Genomic DNA, 16,203 nt, shown 5'->3' with positions numbered 1-16,203 from the left:
GCGACGGGATCTGCCGCTGCGCCTAGCCAGAAGCTCCGCGCCAGACCCCGCCGCTCACACCGCCGAACAGGCCAAACCCCACCGCCAGAGCGAACTCACCGCTGGATAGAAGTTGGGGGCAACGTCACCATGAGCGCGTCATGCGTGAGTTTCCGGCGCTGGACGTTCTCGTTAACAACGCGGGAATCATGCGAAACATCAAACTCCGTGAGGACCGACCGCTCGACGATATCGCAAGGGAAGTCGACATAGACCTGAGCGGGCCCATCCGCATGGTGCAGCAGTTTCTCCCGCATCTCCTGGGTCGACCGGAGGCCATGATTGTGAACGTGACCTCAGGATTGGCATTCGTGCCGTTCCCTGCGGCGCCAATCTACAGTGCGGCGAAGGCCGGGCTGCACGCCTACACCCGCGCGCTTCGTGCTCAGCTCTCGAACACCTCCGTGCGCGTGATCGACCTTGCACCGCCAGGCACGGACACGGGGCTTTTTCACGACGGGTTCGCGCAGGAGACGAAGGGTACCAAGCCAATGCCGCTGGGTACGTTGGCAGACAAGGCGATGGCCGGCATCGCATCGGAAAGAAGTGAAATACGTCCGGGCTTGAGCAACGCCCTCAAACTGCTGAGCCGTATCGCGCCCAATTTCGCGCTGCGTCAGCTTGCCAAGGCTTCGGGCTATTAAGGCCCCGGGATCAAATTGGGGTGTATGGCGGCGCTTATGCGCCGCCGAACATCAAGACTGACGGCCTCGGGTCGCAGCCTCCTTGCTACAGGCCGGGCGGGCGGACGACTTGCCGGCAATAATCGGAATAGCCGTCCCCATCAATCGATTCTGACCGTTCTCTGGAGACGCTCGTGACGCATGCCGTCCTCCCCCTGAAAATGGGCGGCTGCGCAACGGGCGGGCGGGCGGCCCGGCTCGCGAATAGGCACGTAAATCACCATAAGGCGGCAACTTGCGCGGCAAATGCCCTTCAAATGGGCTTTCGCGGGAATGCTTGCACACCATTGCGACAGCCCACGTTTTGAACGCGCAAAAATGCAAGGCCCCCTGTGGTTTTCCGGCCTTCCGCTAAAATGCACCGGCGTCATCATTCCCCGATAAATCCGGTGTTCCCCTCACGCGGTCGGTTCGATGACGATCACCTATTCCCGTTTCAAAGCAGCTGCTTGCCACGCCGCGTCCGTCTTCCTGGACGCTGACAAGACCGCCGAGAAGGCGTGCGATCTCATTGCCGAGGCCGCCGCCAATGGTGCGTCCCTGGTGGTGTTTCCCGAATCCTTCCTGCCGGGGTTCCCGGTGTGGGCTGCGCTGCAGGCCCCCATCTACAATCATGGCTTCTTCCGCGCGCTGGTGGCCCAGGCACAGAAGCTCTCGGACGGCGCCATCCGCACCATTCGCATGGCGGCGCGCCGGCACGGCGTCCACGTCTCCGTCGGCTTCACCGAAGGCACCGAGGCCAGCGTCGGCTGCATCTGGAATTCCAACATCCTCATCGGGCCGGATGGTGCGATCCTCAATCACCACCGGAAGCTGGTCCCAACCTTCTATGAGAAGCTGGTGTGGGCGAATGGCGACGCCCGCGGGCTGCGGGTCACCGCCACCGAGATCGGCCGGGTCGGCATGCTGATCTGCGGAGAGAACACCAATCCTCTCGCGCGCTATGCCCTGATGGCGCAGGGGGAGCAGGTGCACATCTCCTCCTATCCACCGATCTGGCCGACCCGCCCGCCGGAAGAGGATGGCGCCTACGACCTGAAGCGCGCCATTGAGATCCGCGCCGGCGCCCATGCCTTCGAGGCGAAGGTCTTCAACATCGTCGCCTCGGGCTTTGTCGATGCCGCCATGCGCGAGGCGTTGAGCTCCATGAGCCCGGCGAGTCTTGAGGTGATCGACAATTCCCCCCGCGGAATCTCCATGGTGCTTGATCCCACGTCGCAGGTCGTGGGCGAAGTGCTGGGCGATCACGAGGGCATCCTCTACGCCGAGATCGATACTGCCCGCTGCGTGGAGCCCAAGCAGTTCCACGACGTTGTGGGCTATTACAACCGCTTCGACGTGTTCCACCTGGAGGTGGACCGCTCGGCCCGCGAGCCGGCCTACTTCTCGGAAGGCGCAGCCATCGCCCGCGCGGCTGAGGACGGGGTCCTCGACCCCGCCGCAGGCATGCTCTTCGCCGACGGGGCGGCCTGACTTTTCCCATCACCGGTGCCGGCAACGACCGGCGTCGCATCGCCTGAAAAAAGCACCCTTCAGAGGATCATCACATGGCAACGGATCGAAAGCTCCCGGCTCGAAAACTGTTCAACCTCGCGGGTGCGGTGCTCGCGACACTGTCGCTGGCCGCCTCCCCGGCACTGGCGCGCGACACGGTGAAGATCGCCTTCATCGGCCCGCTCACCGGCGGCAATTCCGCAACTGGCCTCGGCGGCCGCAATTCCGCGGCGCTCGCCGTGGACCTGCACAATGCGAAGCCGGACGCCAAATATACCTATGAGCTCGTCCCCTTCGATGACGAATGCAAGCCGAACGTAGGCGTGCAGGTGGCCACCAAGGCGGCGTCGGACAAGTCCATCTTCGCGGGCATCACCCATTACTGCTCGGCAGTTGCCATCGCCACGGTGGATACCTACAACCGCTTCGGCCTGCCGGTGGTGGTGTGGGGCGCGGTACTGCCGGAGATCACCTACGGCAACGACTACAAAGAAATCCACCGCGTCAACGGCACGATGATCAACGAAGGCAAGATGGCCGCGGAATTCCTGACCAAGCAGGGCTTCAAGACCTTCGTGGTCATCCATGACACCACCGATTATGGCAAGGGCCAGAACAAGTATTTCGCTGAAAACCTGAAGCCGCAGGGCGGTGAGATCCTCGCCACCTTCCCGGTTCCCCCCGACCAGCAGGACTTCACCGCCGAGCTCACCAAGGTGAAGGAACTGAAGCCGGACGTGGTGTTCATTGGCGGCCTGACGCCGCTCGGCGTGCGCGTGCGCTCGCAGATGGACCGCCTCGGTATCCAGGCCCAGCTCGCCGGTGTCTCCGGCATCATGAGCGCCGGCTTCATCGAGGGCGCCGGCCCTGCCGCCGAAGGCACCGTCTCGTTCCACAACGGCGCGCCGCTGACCAAGTATGCCGACGGCAAGGCCTTCATGGACGCCTATGCAAAGGCCGGCTACCGCGAGGACCCCGACGCCTACGGCCCGTTCGCCTTTTCCGCCGCCAACCTCATCATGGACGCCATCGAGAAGGTCGGCCCCGACCGCAAGAAGGTGCGCGACGTACTCAATACGACCAAGGGTTACAAGGCGCTGGTGGGCGAGATCAATTTCGACGATCACCGCCAGAACATCGTCTCCGCCAACGTCTATGTCTCGCAGGACGGCAAGTGGGTCTACTGGCCGGACAGTGCCTATGCGGCGGGCAGCAAGAAGCTCCCCGGCAAGGCGGCCAGCAACTGAGCGCGCCTGTTCGGCGCACCCAATCGTTATCCCCCGGCGTGTCCGGGGGATCCATCGGAGCGCGATGATCCCGGACTGTCATCCGAAAGCCGCATGCGTCCAGGCGGCCGGATGAGGCGGAGCCTGGCGGCTCCAGAACTGCCTCCCGGCGTCATTCTTGCAGAGCGCCCGCCTGTGTCCCTCCTGAGAGACCTGCCATGGATCCCGGACTTCTCGCCCAATACCTGTTCAACGGGCTGATGCTCGGCACCATCTACGCCATCGTCGCGGTGGGCTTCTCGCTGTTCTTCGGCGTGCTGGACGTGATCAAGTTCTCCCACGGCGACGTGGTGACGGTGGGCGCTTTCTCGGCCTTCGGGGCGGCGGGCCTCATGGCCGCCCTCGTCACCCTCTCCGGTCCGCTGGCGCTGGCGGTCGGGCTGATCGCGGCACTGGGAGCAGGCGCGCTTTCCGGTGTCATCATCGGCCGGCTCCTGGTGCTGCCCCTGAAGAACGCACCCGGTGTCAATGTGCTGCTCGCCACCCTCATGGCCGGCACCGTGCTGCGCGAGGCGATCCGCCTCGGCGTGCCCAACGGCGGCAACCCCAAGCCTTTTCCGGCCCTGCTGCCGGACGGGGTGCTGAAGGCCGGATCGTTCAGCGTGGGCGTGGACAGCGTCATCATCCTTCTCGCCGGCATCGCGGTGGTCGTGGCCACCCATCTCGTCATCACCCGCACCCGCCTCGGCCTCTCCATCCGTGCCGTGGCGCAGGACGAGGAGGTGGCGCAACTGGCCGGTGTCAGCTTCAGCCGCACCGTGCTCGGCACCTTCGCGCTGGGATCGATGCTCGCCGGCCTCGCGGGGCTGATGCTCGGGCTCTACTATCGGGAAATCAACTTCAACATGGGTGTCATGCTCGGCATCATCGGCTTTGCCTGCGCCGTGGTGGGCGGCCTCGGCAGCCTCATGGGACCGATCCTTGGCGGCTTCCTGTTCGCCGGCGTGCAGACGCTGGTCACCGTCCTTCTGCCCTTCACCAGCGCCTACAAGGACGTGGTGGCCTTCGCCGTCATTATCGCCCTGATCGGCCTTTTCCCGACCGGCCTCATCGCCGAGAAATCCAGCGAGCGGGTGTGATGAGCATGGCGGACCTTGCCCCCTCCGTAGCAGCGCAAACGGCGCGCAGCGGCAGCCTCTCGCGCCTCGCGGTGGCCGCCACCGTGGCCCTCCTGTTCGCCGGCGGCGGCTTCCTGCTCCACGCGGAGCAGCAGGGCCAAGTCATTGCGCTTCTCGCCGCCTTCGTCGCGGTGTTCGCGCTGGCCGAGAAGGTACCCGCTGGACGGCGGATCTCCGGCCTCTGCCGCGCCTTTCCCGGCACGGTGAACCTCACGGCCGCCCTCAGCATCCTCGCCATCGCGACCGTGCTGCGCGAGGAGCACTACACCCTGCTGATGATGGCGACTGTCGCCCTTTTCGCCACCGCGGCGGCCGGGCTGACGCTGCAGATGGCGTTTGCGGGAGTGCCCAATTTCGCGGGCGCCGCCTTCTTCGCGGTCGGTGCCTATGTGGCGGCGCTGCTGGGGAATACAGGTATCCCGCACCTCTTCGTGCTGGTCATTGCGGGACTCGCGGCAGCGGTGCTGGGGCTCGTCCTGCTGCTGCCGGTGCTGCGCACGCGCGGCCACTATGCTGCCCTCGTCACCATCGCCTTCGGCCTGCTGCTGCGCGCCTTCCTGGAGGTGAACGATGTGCTTGGAGGCCCCCAGGGGATGAAGGTGAAATCCTTCTCGCTGTTCGGCGTGGATTTCAGCCGTGTGACCGAGATCGGTCCTTACGACGTCTCCTTCTACCTGCCCTACGCGCTTGCTTCCTGCGCCCTGTTCGCCCTCGCCTTCTTCCTGGTCCGGCGGCTGGAGACGTCGTTCGTCGGCGTGGCGCTCGACGCGGTTCGCTCGGACGAGGTGGCGGCGAGCGTGTTCGGCCTCTCCATCGCCCGCTGGAAGGCCACGGCCTTCCTGCTCGGCAATGCCATGATCGGTGTCGCGGGCGCGCTCTACGGGATGATGAACGGCTTCGTGAATCCCAATAGCGCCGCTTTTGGCGACAGCCTCATCATGCTCTCCATCCTCGTCCTGGGCGGGCTCGGCAATCTGTGGGGCGCGGTCGTGGCGGCGGTGGTCATCCTCGTCATCCCGGAAAAGCTGCAGGCGATCCAGGAATTCCGCCTTGTCATCTTCGCTCTTCTCGTCATTGCCATCCTGCGCTTCCGTCCGTCCGGCCTGATGCCGCGCGCGGCACGCGATTTCTCCTCGCTCCTGAAGGGAGGCCCCCGATGAGCCCGCTGCTGGCCTGCTCCGGCCTCACCATGCGCTTCGGCGGCCTCACCGCACTGGACGCCCTCGACATCAGCGTCGGCAAGGGCGAGACCATCGGCCTTGTCGGGCCGAACGGCTCAGGCAAGACAACCTTTTTCAACGTGCTGACCGGCCTCTACAAGCCGTCGGCTGGAGCGGTCCGGCTGGCCGATAAGGACCTCTTCGCCCAGTCGGCGCAGGAGATCGGCCGGGCCGGTGTGGCCCGCACCTTCCAGCGCTCGCGCCTGATGCTGGACCAGACGGTGTTCGACAACATCGCACTCGGCGCGCTCGGCCGGCTGGACCTCAGCCTCCTCTCCGCCCTGGTGCTGCGCGACCGCTTCCGCCGCCAGCTTGCAGTACTTGTGGAACGAGCGACGACCCTGACCCGCCGCTTCAACCCTCAGATCGCGGCGAACCTGTTCAAGCCGGCCGGCAGCTTCACCATGATAGACCGGCGGCGCATCGAGATCTGCCGCGCCCTCGTCGGTAGCCCGCGCCTCCTGTTGCTGGACGAGCCCTCCGCCGGCATGACCCATGAGGAGACGCGGGCACTGATGGACGATCTGCTTGCCTTCCGGGAGGAGATGCCGGATCTCGCCATCGTCCTCGTGGAGCACGAGATGGACGTCATCCGCCGCATCTCGGACCGCTGCATCGTGCTCAACTTCGGCAGGAAGATCTTCGAGGGGCCATTCGACGCCCTCATTGCCGACCGCGAGGTTCAAACTGCTTATCTCGGAGGCGCCCAATGAGCCGGCCAGAAGCCTCCCGCCGCCTCTCCGTCTCCGACGTCACCACCGGATATGATCGGGCTGATGTCCTCCATGATGTCTCCATCGAGGCGAAGCCCGGCCGTATCACCTGCATCCTCGGCGCCAACGGGGCGGGCAAGTCCACCCTTATCCGCTCCATCCTGGGGCTGACGCCGGTGCGGCGGGGATCGGTGGCGTTCGGCGGCGACATCATCACCAACCTCGCGACCCACCGCATCGCGGCGCTCGGCATCGCCACAGTCCCGGAGGGCAATCGCGTGCTGCCGCGCATGAGCGTGCTCGAAAACCTCAAGGTCGGCGGGCTGCTGGAGAAAGACCGCCACCGCCTCGCAGCGCGCATGGATCGCATGTTCGAGACCTTCCCGCGGCTGAAGGAACGGCGCAATCAGCTCGCCGGGACCCTCTCCGGGGGCGAGCGCTCCATGCTCTCCATCGCCCGGGGGCTGATGACCGACCCGGAGCTGATCGTGTTCGACGAGCCGTCGCTGGGACTTTCGCCCCTGTTCGTATCGGAAGTCTTCCGCATCGTGCGGCAGCTGAAGGAGGAGGGCTATACCATCCTCCTTGTGGAGCAGAACGTGCGCCAGACGCTGGATGTTGCGGATGACGGCTATGTGCTCGCACAGGGGCGCGTCGTCACGTCCGGCACCAGCGCGGCGCTCGCCGCCGACGGCGAGCTGCACAAGGCCTATTTTGGCGTTCACTGAACAATCAACAACACGATCGGGACGACACCCCATGGCCATGCCCGTCTTTGACCGCGTCCATCCCCTGCGCAAGCCGAAGGGCTTCGAGCCGGTGGTGCAGCGCTGGTCTACCGCCTTCGCCAACAACTGCCGCTCGCTCTGCGTCGCCTTCCACGGCGTGCAGGGCAGGAGCGCGGAGGAGGTCCATGCCTCCCCCTTCTTCGCCTGGATCGAAAAGACGCTGGCCCTGCCCGACGGCCCGAGCGTGAGCGACCATGCCGCCTTCGTAGACCAGAACGGTCTCTACACGCACATCGTCGCCGCCTATTGGCTGGACGAGGACAAGCGCGACCGCTTCCTCACCGACCCCGTCGTCGCCGGCTGGTGGGAGGACGCCGCCCGCCTCACCGAGCCCGCCGGCTATTTCCGCGAGAGCATGACCGTGCCGGTGGAGCGCCAGGAAAGCATCTACTGGCAGGACTATGCCGGCGGCCTTTCCGCCGCGCCCGATGTGGCGCTCTATCCAACCCCGTGGTGCGGCTATTATGGCGCCATGCGCGACCGCATCCCGCTCGCCGCCGCCGATACGCTGGAGAGCTCCGCTCCCGCCCTCGTAGCGGTGGAGCGCGAGACGAAAGGGGCACGTTGGCGGCTCGCCATTCCGCACAATTTCGCGGTCATCCGCTCCGCCGCCTTCTGGGGTCGCTGCGATCCCGAACAGGCGGAGAATTATATGCGCGAGCTGCGCGAGCCGCTGCTCAAGGGCATGGACTTCCTCAAGGAGAACGGCGAGGCGGCCGGCTGCGCCTCGCTGCGCTTCCAGCAGACCTGCGACGCGGCCGGCACGCCGGTGCTGGAGACCCATGCGCTCGGCTATTTCCTCTCCCTCAGTCATCTGGAAAACTGGGCGGAGCACCACCCTACCCACGAGGCCATCTTCTCCGCTGCCATCGCTCGGTACCGCAAATACGGCAAGGCGAACCAGCTGCGCACATGGCACGAGGTATTCGTGCTGCCGGAGGGCGACAAGCACCAGTTCGAATACCTGAACTGCGCGCCCGGAACGGGACTTCTGGGCGTCCTGCCGGGGCAGCAGGTGCAATAGGCGAATGGAGGGCCTTTAGAACTCCGTGAGAAACGCCGCGTCGCGCTGTACCACCTCGGTGAGGTGCCGCAGGACGGCCTTGAAGCGCCCCATGAACTCCATGTCTTCATGGACGCTGACATAGATGTCCCGCATCACGACAACCTCGTCGGCGAGGACGGGGATCAGGCTTGGATTGGTCTTGGCCGAAAAGAGCGGGAGCAGTCCGATTCCGGCGCCACCTGCGACCGCATTCTGTTGCGCATGCATGGAGGTGGATCGGAAGACCACCTTTTGCGGCTCCAGAACGTCGAGCAGCCAGTGGGCGGACTGGATGGCGATGAGATCCTCCACATAGTCCACGAAGCTGTGCGCCGGCAGTTCGGCACGGCTGAGCGGCATTCCGAACCTGCGCACATAGTCCGCCGAGGCATAGAGCGCCAGCCGGAAGCTGCCGATGCGCCGCACCGACAGGCGCGATCCCTGAGGCGGCACGAAGGAAATGGAAATGTCGGCTTCGCGCTTGGTGAGATTGATCAGGTAGCGCTCCGTCACCAGCTCCACCATCAGACCCGGCTCCTTCTCGGCGAGTTCAGCGAACCGCTCGGCGAGATAGAAGGCGCCGATGCCCTCCATCGAGGCCACGCGCACGTGGCCCTTTGCACCGATCGGGGTCATCTGGATCGTCTCTTCGATGCCCGCCGCCTCCTGCTCGATCCGTTCCGCCATGGAGAAGAGGCGATGGCCGGCCTCGGTCAGGACGAAGCCGTCCGTCTTGCGGTCGAACAGTTTCAGGGAGAGATCTTTCTCCAGCTCGCTGATGCGGCGGGAGACCGTGGTGTGGTCGACCTTCAGGCGGCGCGCCACTGGCATAAGGCGTCCCTGCCGCGCGAGCTCAAGGAAATAGATCAGGTCGTTCCAGTTGAACATTCCCAGCGCTCCACCCGAAATCGCCATTGTGCAGTGATAGCAATGGGTTTCGCGTGCGCACAGACATTTTGGGCCAGCAACCGGCGCTCGCTTGGCGCCGGCAGCGTGCGGGATGTGGCCCCGGCGTGGCGCGTGCTCGGGGGGCCTTCTGGGCGCAGGCGGCTTCCGATACGCCAGCCGGCCCATGGGGCGCTAGGGGGCGGCGGAGCCTTCGATGCAGCATCCGCAATGAAGCCCCAAGCGCACACGGATGGCTTGCCGTCGCTTCTGGCGATTCGGGGACATGGGGCCCGTCATCGCGCCCACCAATGAGCAGCCGCCGTTCCGGCTCCTCAACGAGCCTCGCGAAATTGCGCCGCGTGGTGACCCGCTGGTGACCCATAGTGGGCAGCAGGCGACAAGCCGGCGAAATGTCGGGTAAGATGCTGATTTAGATTAACAATATGGCGCCCCAGCGTTGATGAAACTGATAACTACGTTTCCGCTGCAGCGCTATGATATTCCAGCCGTCGGCCTGCGAGTGCCGCCGGAAGCATCCGAGGCGCGCCAAAGCTACTACGACTGATTGGTAAGCGTGGCTTGAATTCTCCCACAGGCTCGCCTTCTCGATGTAGGCGGTGCTCGCCCCAACACCCTCGATCGGGCCCTTCACCGCGCTCCCTTCTACCGTGCGACGCCGGAATGCATCTGCTCGGATCAGGGCGCGGAAGTCTCGACCCTAGTCGAACCCACACTAACCCACTGTCTAATTGCCGGAACTCCCTCACGTATTGCCATGAATATATTCTTGCATGGCCCGAGCCTCTGACTGAACCTCTTCCAGACGCAGATTGAGCACGTCGTGGACGCTCACCATGCCGACTAGCTTGCCGTCCTTCATCACAGGCACATGTCGCACATGCTTGGAAACCATGAGGGCAATAATGCCCGCCGCCCGATCTTCTGGTGCGCAAGTAAACACCTTTGCAGTCATAACTTCCTTCACAGGCTTGCCCAACAGATCAGTGCCCATTCTCCTTAAACCACGCGCGATGTCGCGCTCCGAAACAATGCCATCTACCGTTCTTCCGTCGCCGCTCACTACCAGGGCACCCGTGTCGTCAAATTCTGGGGAGTCAAGAACCTGGGCGACGGTTGCATCAGGTGCTATGTGCGCAATGCGCTGTGCCCTTTCGCTCATGTCGAGAATACGCTGCACGGTCATGTTAAGCTCCTTTGCCTCCAGCCCTTCAGAGTCCGAAGTGCATCTGCGTGAATAAATCGCATGTTGCTGTGGTTATCGATGCGCTCCGACTAAACCACACTGTGCGAAACCATCGATTATCGAATTCACGCCCTTGCTATTCGATCATCGCCAAATGTGGCTCTTTGCATGCAGGGACTTCATCGCCGATCACCTTTCGCGTGGCTGCCGCGCGCCGTTTGACAGCGCCACCACTTTTGGCCCAGACCTATTCAAATGCGACGGCGTTCACTCAGGGCGCATCGGTGAGGTCGAAGTCGGCCGGGTTAAGCCCGAGGGCCTCGCAGATCCGAATGACAGCCTCGCGCTCTTCGGCGTCGAAGTTCCCATCCGCGGCGGCGATGGCGCAGCAGGTCTCCACGAGCAGGGGGGAATACCGCTTCTCACACTTGAGGCGGGCGAGTACGGTCAGAGCCTCGCGCTCACCCACTTCGTGGACATCGGCGAAACGAGCGGTGATCTCTTCGAAATAGCCGAGCACATCATCCAAGCCGAAGTCGGTCATCGGCTCAAAGCCGCGGATCAAGCCGGCCATGCGCTGTCGTTCATTGTCGGTGACCCAGCCGTCCGCGTAGGCTACGATCGCGCAACCAGCCACGACGCCTTCCATTATGCGCTGATTATGGGGCGCCGGGGATTCGGCGATGAGGGCTTGCCAAGATGCTTTAGAAAATCGCTTTAGCGGCCTGCGGTCGGGCATGGTGTTTCCTTGTCTAGATCAGGTCGGAAATTCAGCGATATTTATTGAGTGAGTTGGCGGTCGCTCAGCACGGTCGTGCGGATCGAAACATCGCAGCGACAGCGTCTTCGCTCCGGACCGCCCAAGCCTCTCCGCGTCGGTGGACGCCAGTCAGCAACTGCAAGTGATTCTGCATCTTGAGATCAGGCGCGCTCTGTCCGACAGCGCCGAGCTTGCCGAGCCGTTCCTCGATCGCTCTGCGGTGTCCGGTGTTCATGGCGGTTACTCCTTGCGCTGGCCAGTAAAGGTCAGCAGCAGCTGGAAGATGTTGACGAAGTTGAGGTAGAGGGAGAGCGCGCCGATCACGGCGAGCTTGCTATTCGCCTCATGGCCGTGAAGCTCGGCATATCGCGCCTTGATGTTCTGGGTGTCATAGGCGGTGAGGCCTGTGAAGACGAGGACGCCGACGACCGAGACGACCATCTGCAGCAGTGTCGAGCCCAGGAAGAGATTGACGACACTGGCGATCAGTACACCGATCACACCCATGAACAGGAAGCTGCCGAACTTCGACAGGTCGCGCTTCGTGGTGTAGCCCCACAGGCTCATCGAGGCGAACATGGCCGCGGCGATGAAGAAAGTGCGTGCGATGCTCATGCCGGTGAAGACCAGGAACACCGAGGCGAGCGAAAGGCCCATCACCGCCGCGAACGCCCAGAAAGTCGTCTGCGCGGTTAACGCCGACATCCGCTCGATTCGGAAGGAGAGGAAGAAGACGAATGCGAGCGGCGCCAGCATCACTACCCATTTGAGCGGCGTGCCAAAGATTGGCTGGTAGAGTGGGGGGGTTGACGCGACGAGCAGCGCAATGATCCCCGTCAGCAACACACCCAAGGCCATATAGTTGTAGACCCGCAGCATGTGCTGCCGCAGGCCTTCGTCGAAGACCGCGCCGCGCGGGGCAACGGCGGCGCGATCAACATACTCTCGTCCAGACATTGGAAAATCTCCTCAATGAAAACAGCCGGGGGAAGAGCATCGAAGCGTTCGCCCGCAGCGGGCGCTTCAACTTGTTCGCGGACCGGCGCGCCGGTATAGTCGATCCTTGATTGCGAGCCTCAATTTCTTGAGCTTTTGAAACTTAAGCCAATCCGGCCGGCGTTGTTTCATTTCAGAACGAATACGCTCGTCCAGACTCTGGTGCACAGAGAGCATATCAAAAGTACGATTTTTCATTTTCCCACTCCTGGAACAAGAGGCTGTCCAATCGAGTGGCTTGGCACTTTGGGGGGATCGCTTGCGTCGGACCCAAAGCACCGGAGTTACCCGATGCGGTCCGACATCGCGAGTTTCACTTAGGTCGTGTGGACAAACGGGATTCCCAAATCATTTGATGCGTGATTCAAGGCTGCTCTTTGAGGAGGGCAGCGGTGGTTCGCGGATTGATGAGCGACGTGGAATGGGCGTTCTTTGCGCCGTTCCTTATCGAGAGCCGGTCGCAGGGCGGGCGTCGGCCTGCGGACCATCGGCGCGTGCTGGATGGCGTTCTGTATGTGACGCGGACAGGATTGCCCTGGCGCGATCTGCCGCCCGAGTTGGGCAACTGGAACTCGGTCCATCGACAATATCGACGCTGGACCGCGGCTGGCGTCTGGGATGTGATGCTGGCTGCTCTCTCGGAGAGTGAAGCATCTGACAACACGACACAAATGATCGATTCAACCATCGTGCGGGTGCATCAGCACGGAGCCGGAGGAAGGGGGGATTCAGAGAAACGGTATTGGCCGTTCGCGCGGTGGGCTCACGACCAAGGTTCATACCCGAGCGAATGCGGAAGGACTGGCGGTCGGTTTCCATGTGACGCCCGGCCAGGCCTCGGACATGACGGCCTATGACGACCTGATGGCCGAGGATGCGCCGCTGCCCGAGGCCATGCTGGGCGACAAGGGTTACGACAGCGACGCCATCCGAAGCGACCTCGAAAAGCGCGGCATCGATCCCGTGATCCCCACGAAGTCGAACCGGAAAGTGCAGCGTGCCATCGACAAGGCAACCTACGCGATGCGCAACCGCATCGAGCGCTTCTTCAACAAGATCAAGCATTCACGCCGCGTGGCCACCCGCTACGACAAGCTGCAGTCGAGCTTTCTCGGCTTCGTGCAGTTGGCGACAATCAGATGTTGGATCAGGTTTGTCCACACGACCTAAGACTCGCCAGAGGGGCCCGGCCCGCACTACTATAAGTAAGCGCAGGCGCGAAAAATTCAAGGGATGGACAAAGCCGGCTGCCGGCAAAGGGGCATAGGCCGCAAAGGGGTGACATGTCGGATACCGGCGCACACCCACTCAGACTGCTGGTTTATCGGGTCGATATCTAAGTTTGCGACGGGGCCATCCCGAAGGAACTCGCCGTCCTCTAAGGCTGGACGCGGGCGCGCACCGGGTTCAGCTCGGCAACATTCCGCCCGCCGAGGCCGAGGCTATCTACTATGCCGCACAGCAGGCACTCGATATAGCGGCATGACTCAAACCAACCAGCCTCCGCGAAACCCGGGGCGGATCAAACTGCTTGAGAACGGACGGCGGCCGCACCATGGCTTCGCCGAAGGTGTTGAAGGATGTTTTTCGAATGGATGTCCGATCCGGCCGCCTGGGCCGGGCTTGGGACACTGATTGTACTCGAGATTGTGCTCGGCATCGACAATCTGGTCTTTATCGCGATCCTTGCCGACAAGCTGCCGCCGCACCAGCGCGAGAGGGCGCGGATGATCGGCCTGTCGCTGGCGCTGATCATGCGCCTAGCTCTGCTGGCCTCGATCGTCTGGATCGTGACGCTGACACAACCGCTCTTCACCGTACTCGGCCACGATTTTTCCGGTCGCGACCTGATCCTTATCTTCGGCGGCTTGTTCCTGCTCTTCAAGGGCACGATGGAACTGCACGAGCGGCTCGAAGGCCAGATGGCGCACAAGGAAGGCAAGATCGCCCACGCCGTGTTCTGGCAGGTGATCGTCCAGATCGTCGTGCTCGACGCGGTCTTTTCCCTCGACAGCGTCATCACCGCCGTCGGCATGGTCGACGAGTTGTCCGTGATGGTGATTGCCGTCATCATCGCAGTTGGCGTGATGATGCTGTCGTCGAAGCCGCTGATGGCCTTCGTGTCGAAGCATCCGACCGTTGTCATCCTCTGTCTTGGCTTCCTGATGATGATCGGCTTTTCGTTGATCGTTGAAGGATTTGGCTTCTACATACCGAAGGCCTATCTCTACGCCGCAATCGGCTTCTCAGTGCTGATCGAGGCGTTCAACCAGATCGGCCGGCGCAACCGCGAGAAGCTCGTGACGACCGGCGTTCTCCGGGACCGTGCCGCCGACGCGGTGCTCCGGCTTCTTGGCGGCAAGCGCGGTGACGCCGGGCTGGGCGAGACGGCGGATCTGATCTCCGATCTGACGGCGAAAAACGATATCTTCGCCCGCGAAGAGAAAGAGATGATTCGTGGCGTTCTCACGCTCGCCGAGCGCCCCGTCGTCTCGATCATGACACCGCGAACCGATATCGACTGGCTCGACGTTGACGACAGCCAGGAGGCGCTGCGGGCGAAAATCCTCGACCTGGGCCATTCGCGCTTCCTGCTTGCTCGCGGTAGTCTAGACGATTTCATCGGCGTGGCGTTTGCCAAGGACCTGCTCCGCGACCTTCTGGAAGGGGGCGCCATTAACCTGGAGCGGTCACTCCGTCAGCCGCTCGTCGTCCACGGAAGTGTCAACGTTTTGCGCCTCATGGAACAGCTTCGCAAATCTCCGCTCCAACTGGCGATCATGGTCGATGAATACGGTATGCTCGAAGGCATGGCCACGCCCACTGACATTCTCGAAGCGATCGCGGGCGAATTCCCCGACGAGGGCGAGGAGCAGCCTGTCGCGGAAAAGGCGGAAGACGGGTCATGGCTGGTCGACGGCTGGATTGACATCCGCAGGGCTTCCAGTCTGCGTCATGATGTCCAGCCTTGTTTGGCGCAGCCCTTGTGGTCAGCCGCTGGCGGGTTGAGATATCGCCTTCCTCCCGGGTGAAGCAAGGTGGATTAAGAGGGAGAAGGAATGCCCATGAACGAACGGCTTGGCGTCCGGATGACAGCGAGTGAAGTGTGTACCGATGGCTTCCGCCATTGGCACGCACTTGAGCTCGAAGAAGTTTTCACAGAACTGGACACAAGCGAAGATGGGCTCGATCCTGCGGAGGCCGCACGCCGCCTGAGGTTGAACGGTCCGAACGCATTACCCGCGCCACCACGGGCACACCCGGTTCTGCGCTTTCTCGCCCAGTTCAACAACGTGCTGATCTACTTCCTGCTGGCGGCCGCGGCGGCTGCGGGCTTCCTCGGCCATGCCGTCGATGCGGCGGTGATCGTGGCGGTGGTTCTGATCAACGCGGTGGTCGGCTTTGTGCAGGAAGGCAAGGCGGAAAAAGCGCTCGACGCGATCCGCGACATGATCGCGCCCCATGCGACGGTTCTACGCGAGGGCAAGCGTCATAGCATCGATGCGCGCGAGATCGTGACCGGCGACATCGTCGTTGTCGAAGCGGGCGACAAGACGCCCGCGGATCTAAGGCTGGCGCGCGCACGCAATCTACTTGCGGACGAAGCCATACTGACCGGCGAATCGCTTCCGGCGGAAAAAACGGAGAAAGCGGTCGCCGCCGAAGCATCCCTCGGAGACCGCTTCTCCATGCTCTATTCGGGCACACTGATCGCGACCGGCCAGGCGACGGGCATCGCGGTGGCGACCGGAGCTGATACCGAGATCGGCCGTATCTCGACGCTCATCGGACAGGTTCAGACGCTGACGACGCCGCTGCTCAGGCAGATCAATCATTTCGGAAGGCTCAATTAGCATTAGCTATGCACGCAGGTCTAACACTCAGCATTCCCCCGGCTGCGGCGAGGACCGCGCGGGGTGAAGGAGCGCGCGGGAGGACGGCGAGGTGATACCACCGCAGGTAGCTGTC

Annotated in this window: 14 protein-coding genes and 2 pseudogenes; 11 read left to right on the top strand and 5 right to left on the bottom strand. The window is 63.1% G+C overall.

The annotated features are described in order from the left end of the window. Positions 1-140 precede the first annotated feature (140 nt). From ABLE93_RS25755 to ABLE93_RS25720, 8 genes are all read left to right on the top strand, one after another. Entirely contained in the window at positions 141-683 is a 543-nt protein-coding gene (locus tag ABLE93_RS25755) for an SDR family NAD(P)-dependent oxidoreductase (RefSeq protein ID WP_348842534.1), read from the top strand. 453 nt (positions 684-1,136) lie between these two features. Then, a complete protein-coding gene (locus ABLE93_RS25750) occupies positions 1,137-2,195 on the top strand; it encodes a carbon-nitrogen hydrolase family protein (RefSeq protein ID WP_348842533.1) in 1,059 nt (352 codons plus the stop codon). A 74-nt stretch (positions 2,196-2,269) separates the two neighbouring features. Next, positions 2,270-3,463, top strand: coding sequence for a branched-chain amino acid ABC transporter substrate-binding protein (locus tag ABLE93_RS25745; RefSeq protein ID WP_348842532.1), 1,194 nt, complete (start codon positions 2,270-2,272; stop codon positions 3,461-3,463). Positions 3,464-3,660: 197 nt separating this feature from the next. Continuing rightward, positions 3,661-4,581: a branched-chain amino acid ABC transporter permease gene (locus ABLE93_RS25740; protein WP_348842531.1), complete on the top strand. Its 921-nt coding sequence runs from the start codon at positions 3,661-3,663 to the stop codon at positions 4,579-4,581. Beyond that, positions 4,581-5,780 carry a branched-chain amino acid ABC transporter permease gene (locus ABLE93_RS25735; protein ID WP_348842530.1) on the top strand — a complete coding sequence of 400 codons (1,200 nt, stop codon included), beginning with the start codon at positions 4,581-4,583 and terminating at the stop codon, positions 5,778-5,780. The genes ABLE93_RS25740 and ABLE93_RS25735 overlap by 1 nt, the downstream gene beginning before the upstream one ends. Continuing rightward, a complete protein-coding gene (locus tag ABLE93_RS25730) occupies positions 5,777-6,553 on the top strand; it encodes an ABC transporter ATP-binding protein (protein WP_348842529.1) in 777 nt (258 codons plus the stop codon). Before ABLE93_RS25735 ends, ABLE93_RS25730 begins: the two co-directional genes overlap by 4 nt. Continuing rightward, complete coding sequence (locus ABLE93_RS25725) at positions 6,550-7,281, top strand: ABC transporter ATP-binding protein (protein ID WP_348842528.1); 732 nt, start codon at positions 6,550-6,552, stop codon at positions 7,279-7,281. The genes ABLE93_RS25730 and ABLE93_RS25725 overlap by 4 nt, the downstream gene beginning before the upstream one ends. 31 nt (positions 7,282-7,312) lie before the next feature. Then, positions 7,313-8,365 (top strand): phenylacetaldoxime dehydratase family protein, encoded by a 1,053-nt coding sequence (locus tag ABLE93_RS25720; protein WP_348842527.1) that lies wholly within the window; start codon positions 7,313-7,315, stop codon positions 8,363-8,365. Between the two features lie 15 nt (positions 8,366-8,380). Here ABLE93_RS25720 and ABLE93_RS25715 read toward each other — a convergent pair whose 3' ends face one another. The 5 genes from ABLE93_RS25715 to ABLE93_RS27130 form a co-directional block, all read right to left on the bottom strand. Further along, positions 8,381-9,274, bottom strand: a complete 894-nt coding sequence (locus ABLE93_RS25715; RefSeq protein ID WP_348842526.1) for a LysR family transcriptional regulator — start codon at positions 9,272-9,274, stop codon at positions 8,381-8,383. A gap of 763 nt (positions 9,275-10,037) precedes the next feature. Then, on the bottom strand, positions 10,038-10,478 hold the full coding sequence (locus tag ABLE93_RS25710) for a CBS domain-containing protein (protein ID WP_348842525.1): 441 nt from the start codon (positions 10,476-10,478) through the stop codon (positions 10,038-10,040). A gap of 271 nt (positions 10,479-10,749) precedes the next feature. Then, a complete protein-coding gene (locus tag ABLE93_RS25705; protein WP_348842524.1) occupies positions 10,750-11,217 on the bottom strand; it encodes a tellurite resistance TerB family protein in 468 nt (155 codons plus the stop codon). Between the two features lie 261 nt (positions 11,218-11,478). Next, positions 11,479-12,195: a Bax inhibitor-1/YccA family protein gene (locus ABLE93_RS25700; protein WP_348842523.1), complete on the bottom strand. Its 717-nt coding sequence runs from the start codon at positions 12,193-12,195 to the stop codon at positions 11,479-11,481. A 66-nt stretch (positions 12,196-12,261) separates the two neighbouring features. Then, the gene (locus tag ABLE93_RS27130; protein WP_510183090.1) at positions 12,262-12,411 is read right to left on the bottom strand and encodes a DUF465 domain-containing protein; all 150 of its coding nucleotides are present in this window, start codon (positions 12,409-12,411) and stop codon (positions 12,262-12,264) included. 230 nt (positions 12,412-12,641) lie between these two features. Here ABLE93_RS27130 and ABLE93_RS25695 point away from each other — a divergent pair. From ABLE93_RS25695 to ABLE93_RS25685, 3 genes and pseudogenes are all read left to right on the top strand, one after another. Continuing rightward, positions 12,642-13,404: pseudogene (locus ABLE93_RS25695) on the top strand (IS5 family transposase). A gap of 410 nt (positions 13,405-13,814) precedes the next feature. Further along, positions 13,815-15,185: pseudogene (locus tag ABLE93_RS25690) on the top strand (TerC family protein); the annotation flags it as partial. 114 nt (positions 15,186-15,299) lie between these two features. Beyond that, complete coding sequence (locus tag ABLE93_RS25685; RefSeq protein WP_348842521.1) at positions 15,300-16,088, top strand: HAD-IC family P-type ATPase; 789 nt, start codon at positions 15,300-15,302, stop codon at positions 16,086-16,088. Positions 16,089-16,203 lie beyond the last annotated feature (115 nt).

It is taken from the genome of Xanthobacter pollutisoli, from assembly GCF_040044995.1.
Classification (GTDB): domain Bacteria; phylum Pseudomonadota; class Alphaproteobacteria; order Rhizobiales; family Xanthobacteraceae; genus Xanthobacter.
The sequence above is the reverse complement of the archived record's forward strand: the minus strand, read 5'-3'. Positions and strand labels throughout refer to the sequence as shown.

Bases quoted from the DNA above. Each gene is read 5' to 3' on its own strand.
- ABLE93_RS25715 (WP_348842526.1), bottom strand. From the start codon at position 9,274: ATGTTCAACTGGAACGACCTGATCTATTTCCTTGAGCTCGCGCGGCAG.
- ABLE93_RS25700 (WP_348842523.1), bottom strand. From the start codon at position 12,195: ATGTCTGGACGAGAGTATGTTGATCGCGCCGCCGTTGCCCCGCGCGGC.
- ABLE93_RS25705 (WP_348842524.1), bottom strand. From the start codon at position 11,217: ATGCCCGACCGCAGGCCGCTAAAGCGATTTTCTAAAGCATCTTGGCAA.
- ABLE93_RS25685 (WP_348842521.1), top strand. From the start codon at position 15,300: ATGAACGAACGGCTTGGCGTCCGGATGACAGCGAGTGAAGTGTGTACC.
- ABLE93_RS25730 (WP_348842529.1), top strand. From the start codon at position 5,777: ATGAGCCCGCTGCTGGCCTGCTCCGGCCTCACCATGCGCTTCGGCGGC.
- ABLE93_RS25755 (WP_348842534.1), top strand. From the start codon at position 141: ATGCGTGAGTTTCCGGCGCTGGACGTTCTCGTTAACAACGCGGGAATC.
- ABLE93_RS25710 (WP_348842525.1), bottom strand. From the start codon at position 10,478: ATGACCGTGCAGCGTATTCTCGACATGAGCGAAAGGGCACAGCGCATT.
- ABLE93_RS27130 (WP_510183090.1), bottom strand. From the start codon at position 12,411: ATGCTCTCTGTGCACCAGAGTCTGGACGAGCGTATTCGTTCTGAAATG.
- ABLE93_RS25750 (WP_348842533.1), top strand. From the start codon at position 1,137: ATGACGATCACCTATTCCCGTTTCAAAGCAGCTGCTTGCCACGCCGCG.
- ABLE93_RS25745 (WP_348842532.1), top strand. From the start codon at position 2,270: ATGGCAACGGATCGAAAGCTCCCGGCTCGAAAACTGTTCAACCTCGCG.
- ABLE93_RS25720 (WP_348842527.1), top strand. From the start codon at position 7,313: ATGGCCATGCCCGTCTTTGACCGCGTCCATCCCCTGCGCAAGCCGAAG.
- ABLE93_RS25735 (WP_348842530.1), top strand. From the start codon at position 4,581: ATGAGCATGGCGGACCTTGCCCCCTCCGTAGCAGCGCAAACGGCGCGC.
- ABLE93_RS25740 (WP_348842531.1), top strand. From the start codon at position 3,661: ATGGATCCCGGACTTCTCGCCCAATACCTGTTCAACGGGCTGATGCTC.
- ABLE93_RS25725 (WP_348842528.1), top strand. From the start codon at position 6,550: ATGAGCCGGCCAGAAGCCTCCCGCCGCCTCTCCGTCTCCGACGTCACC.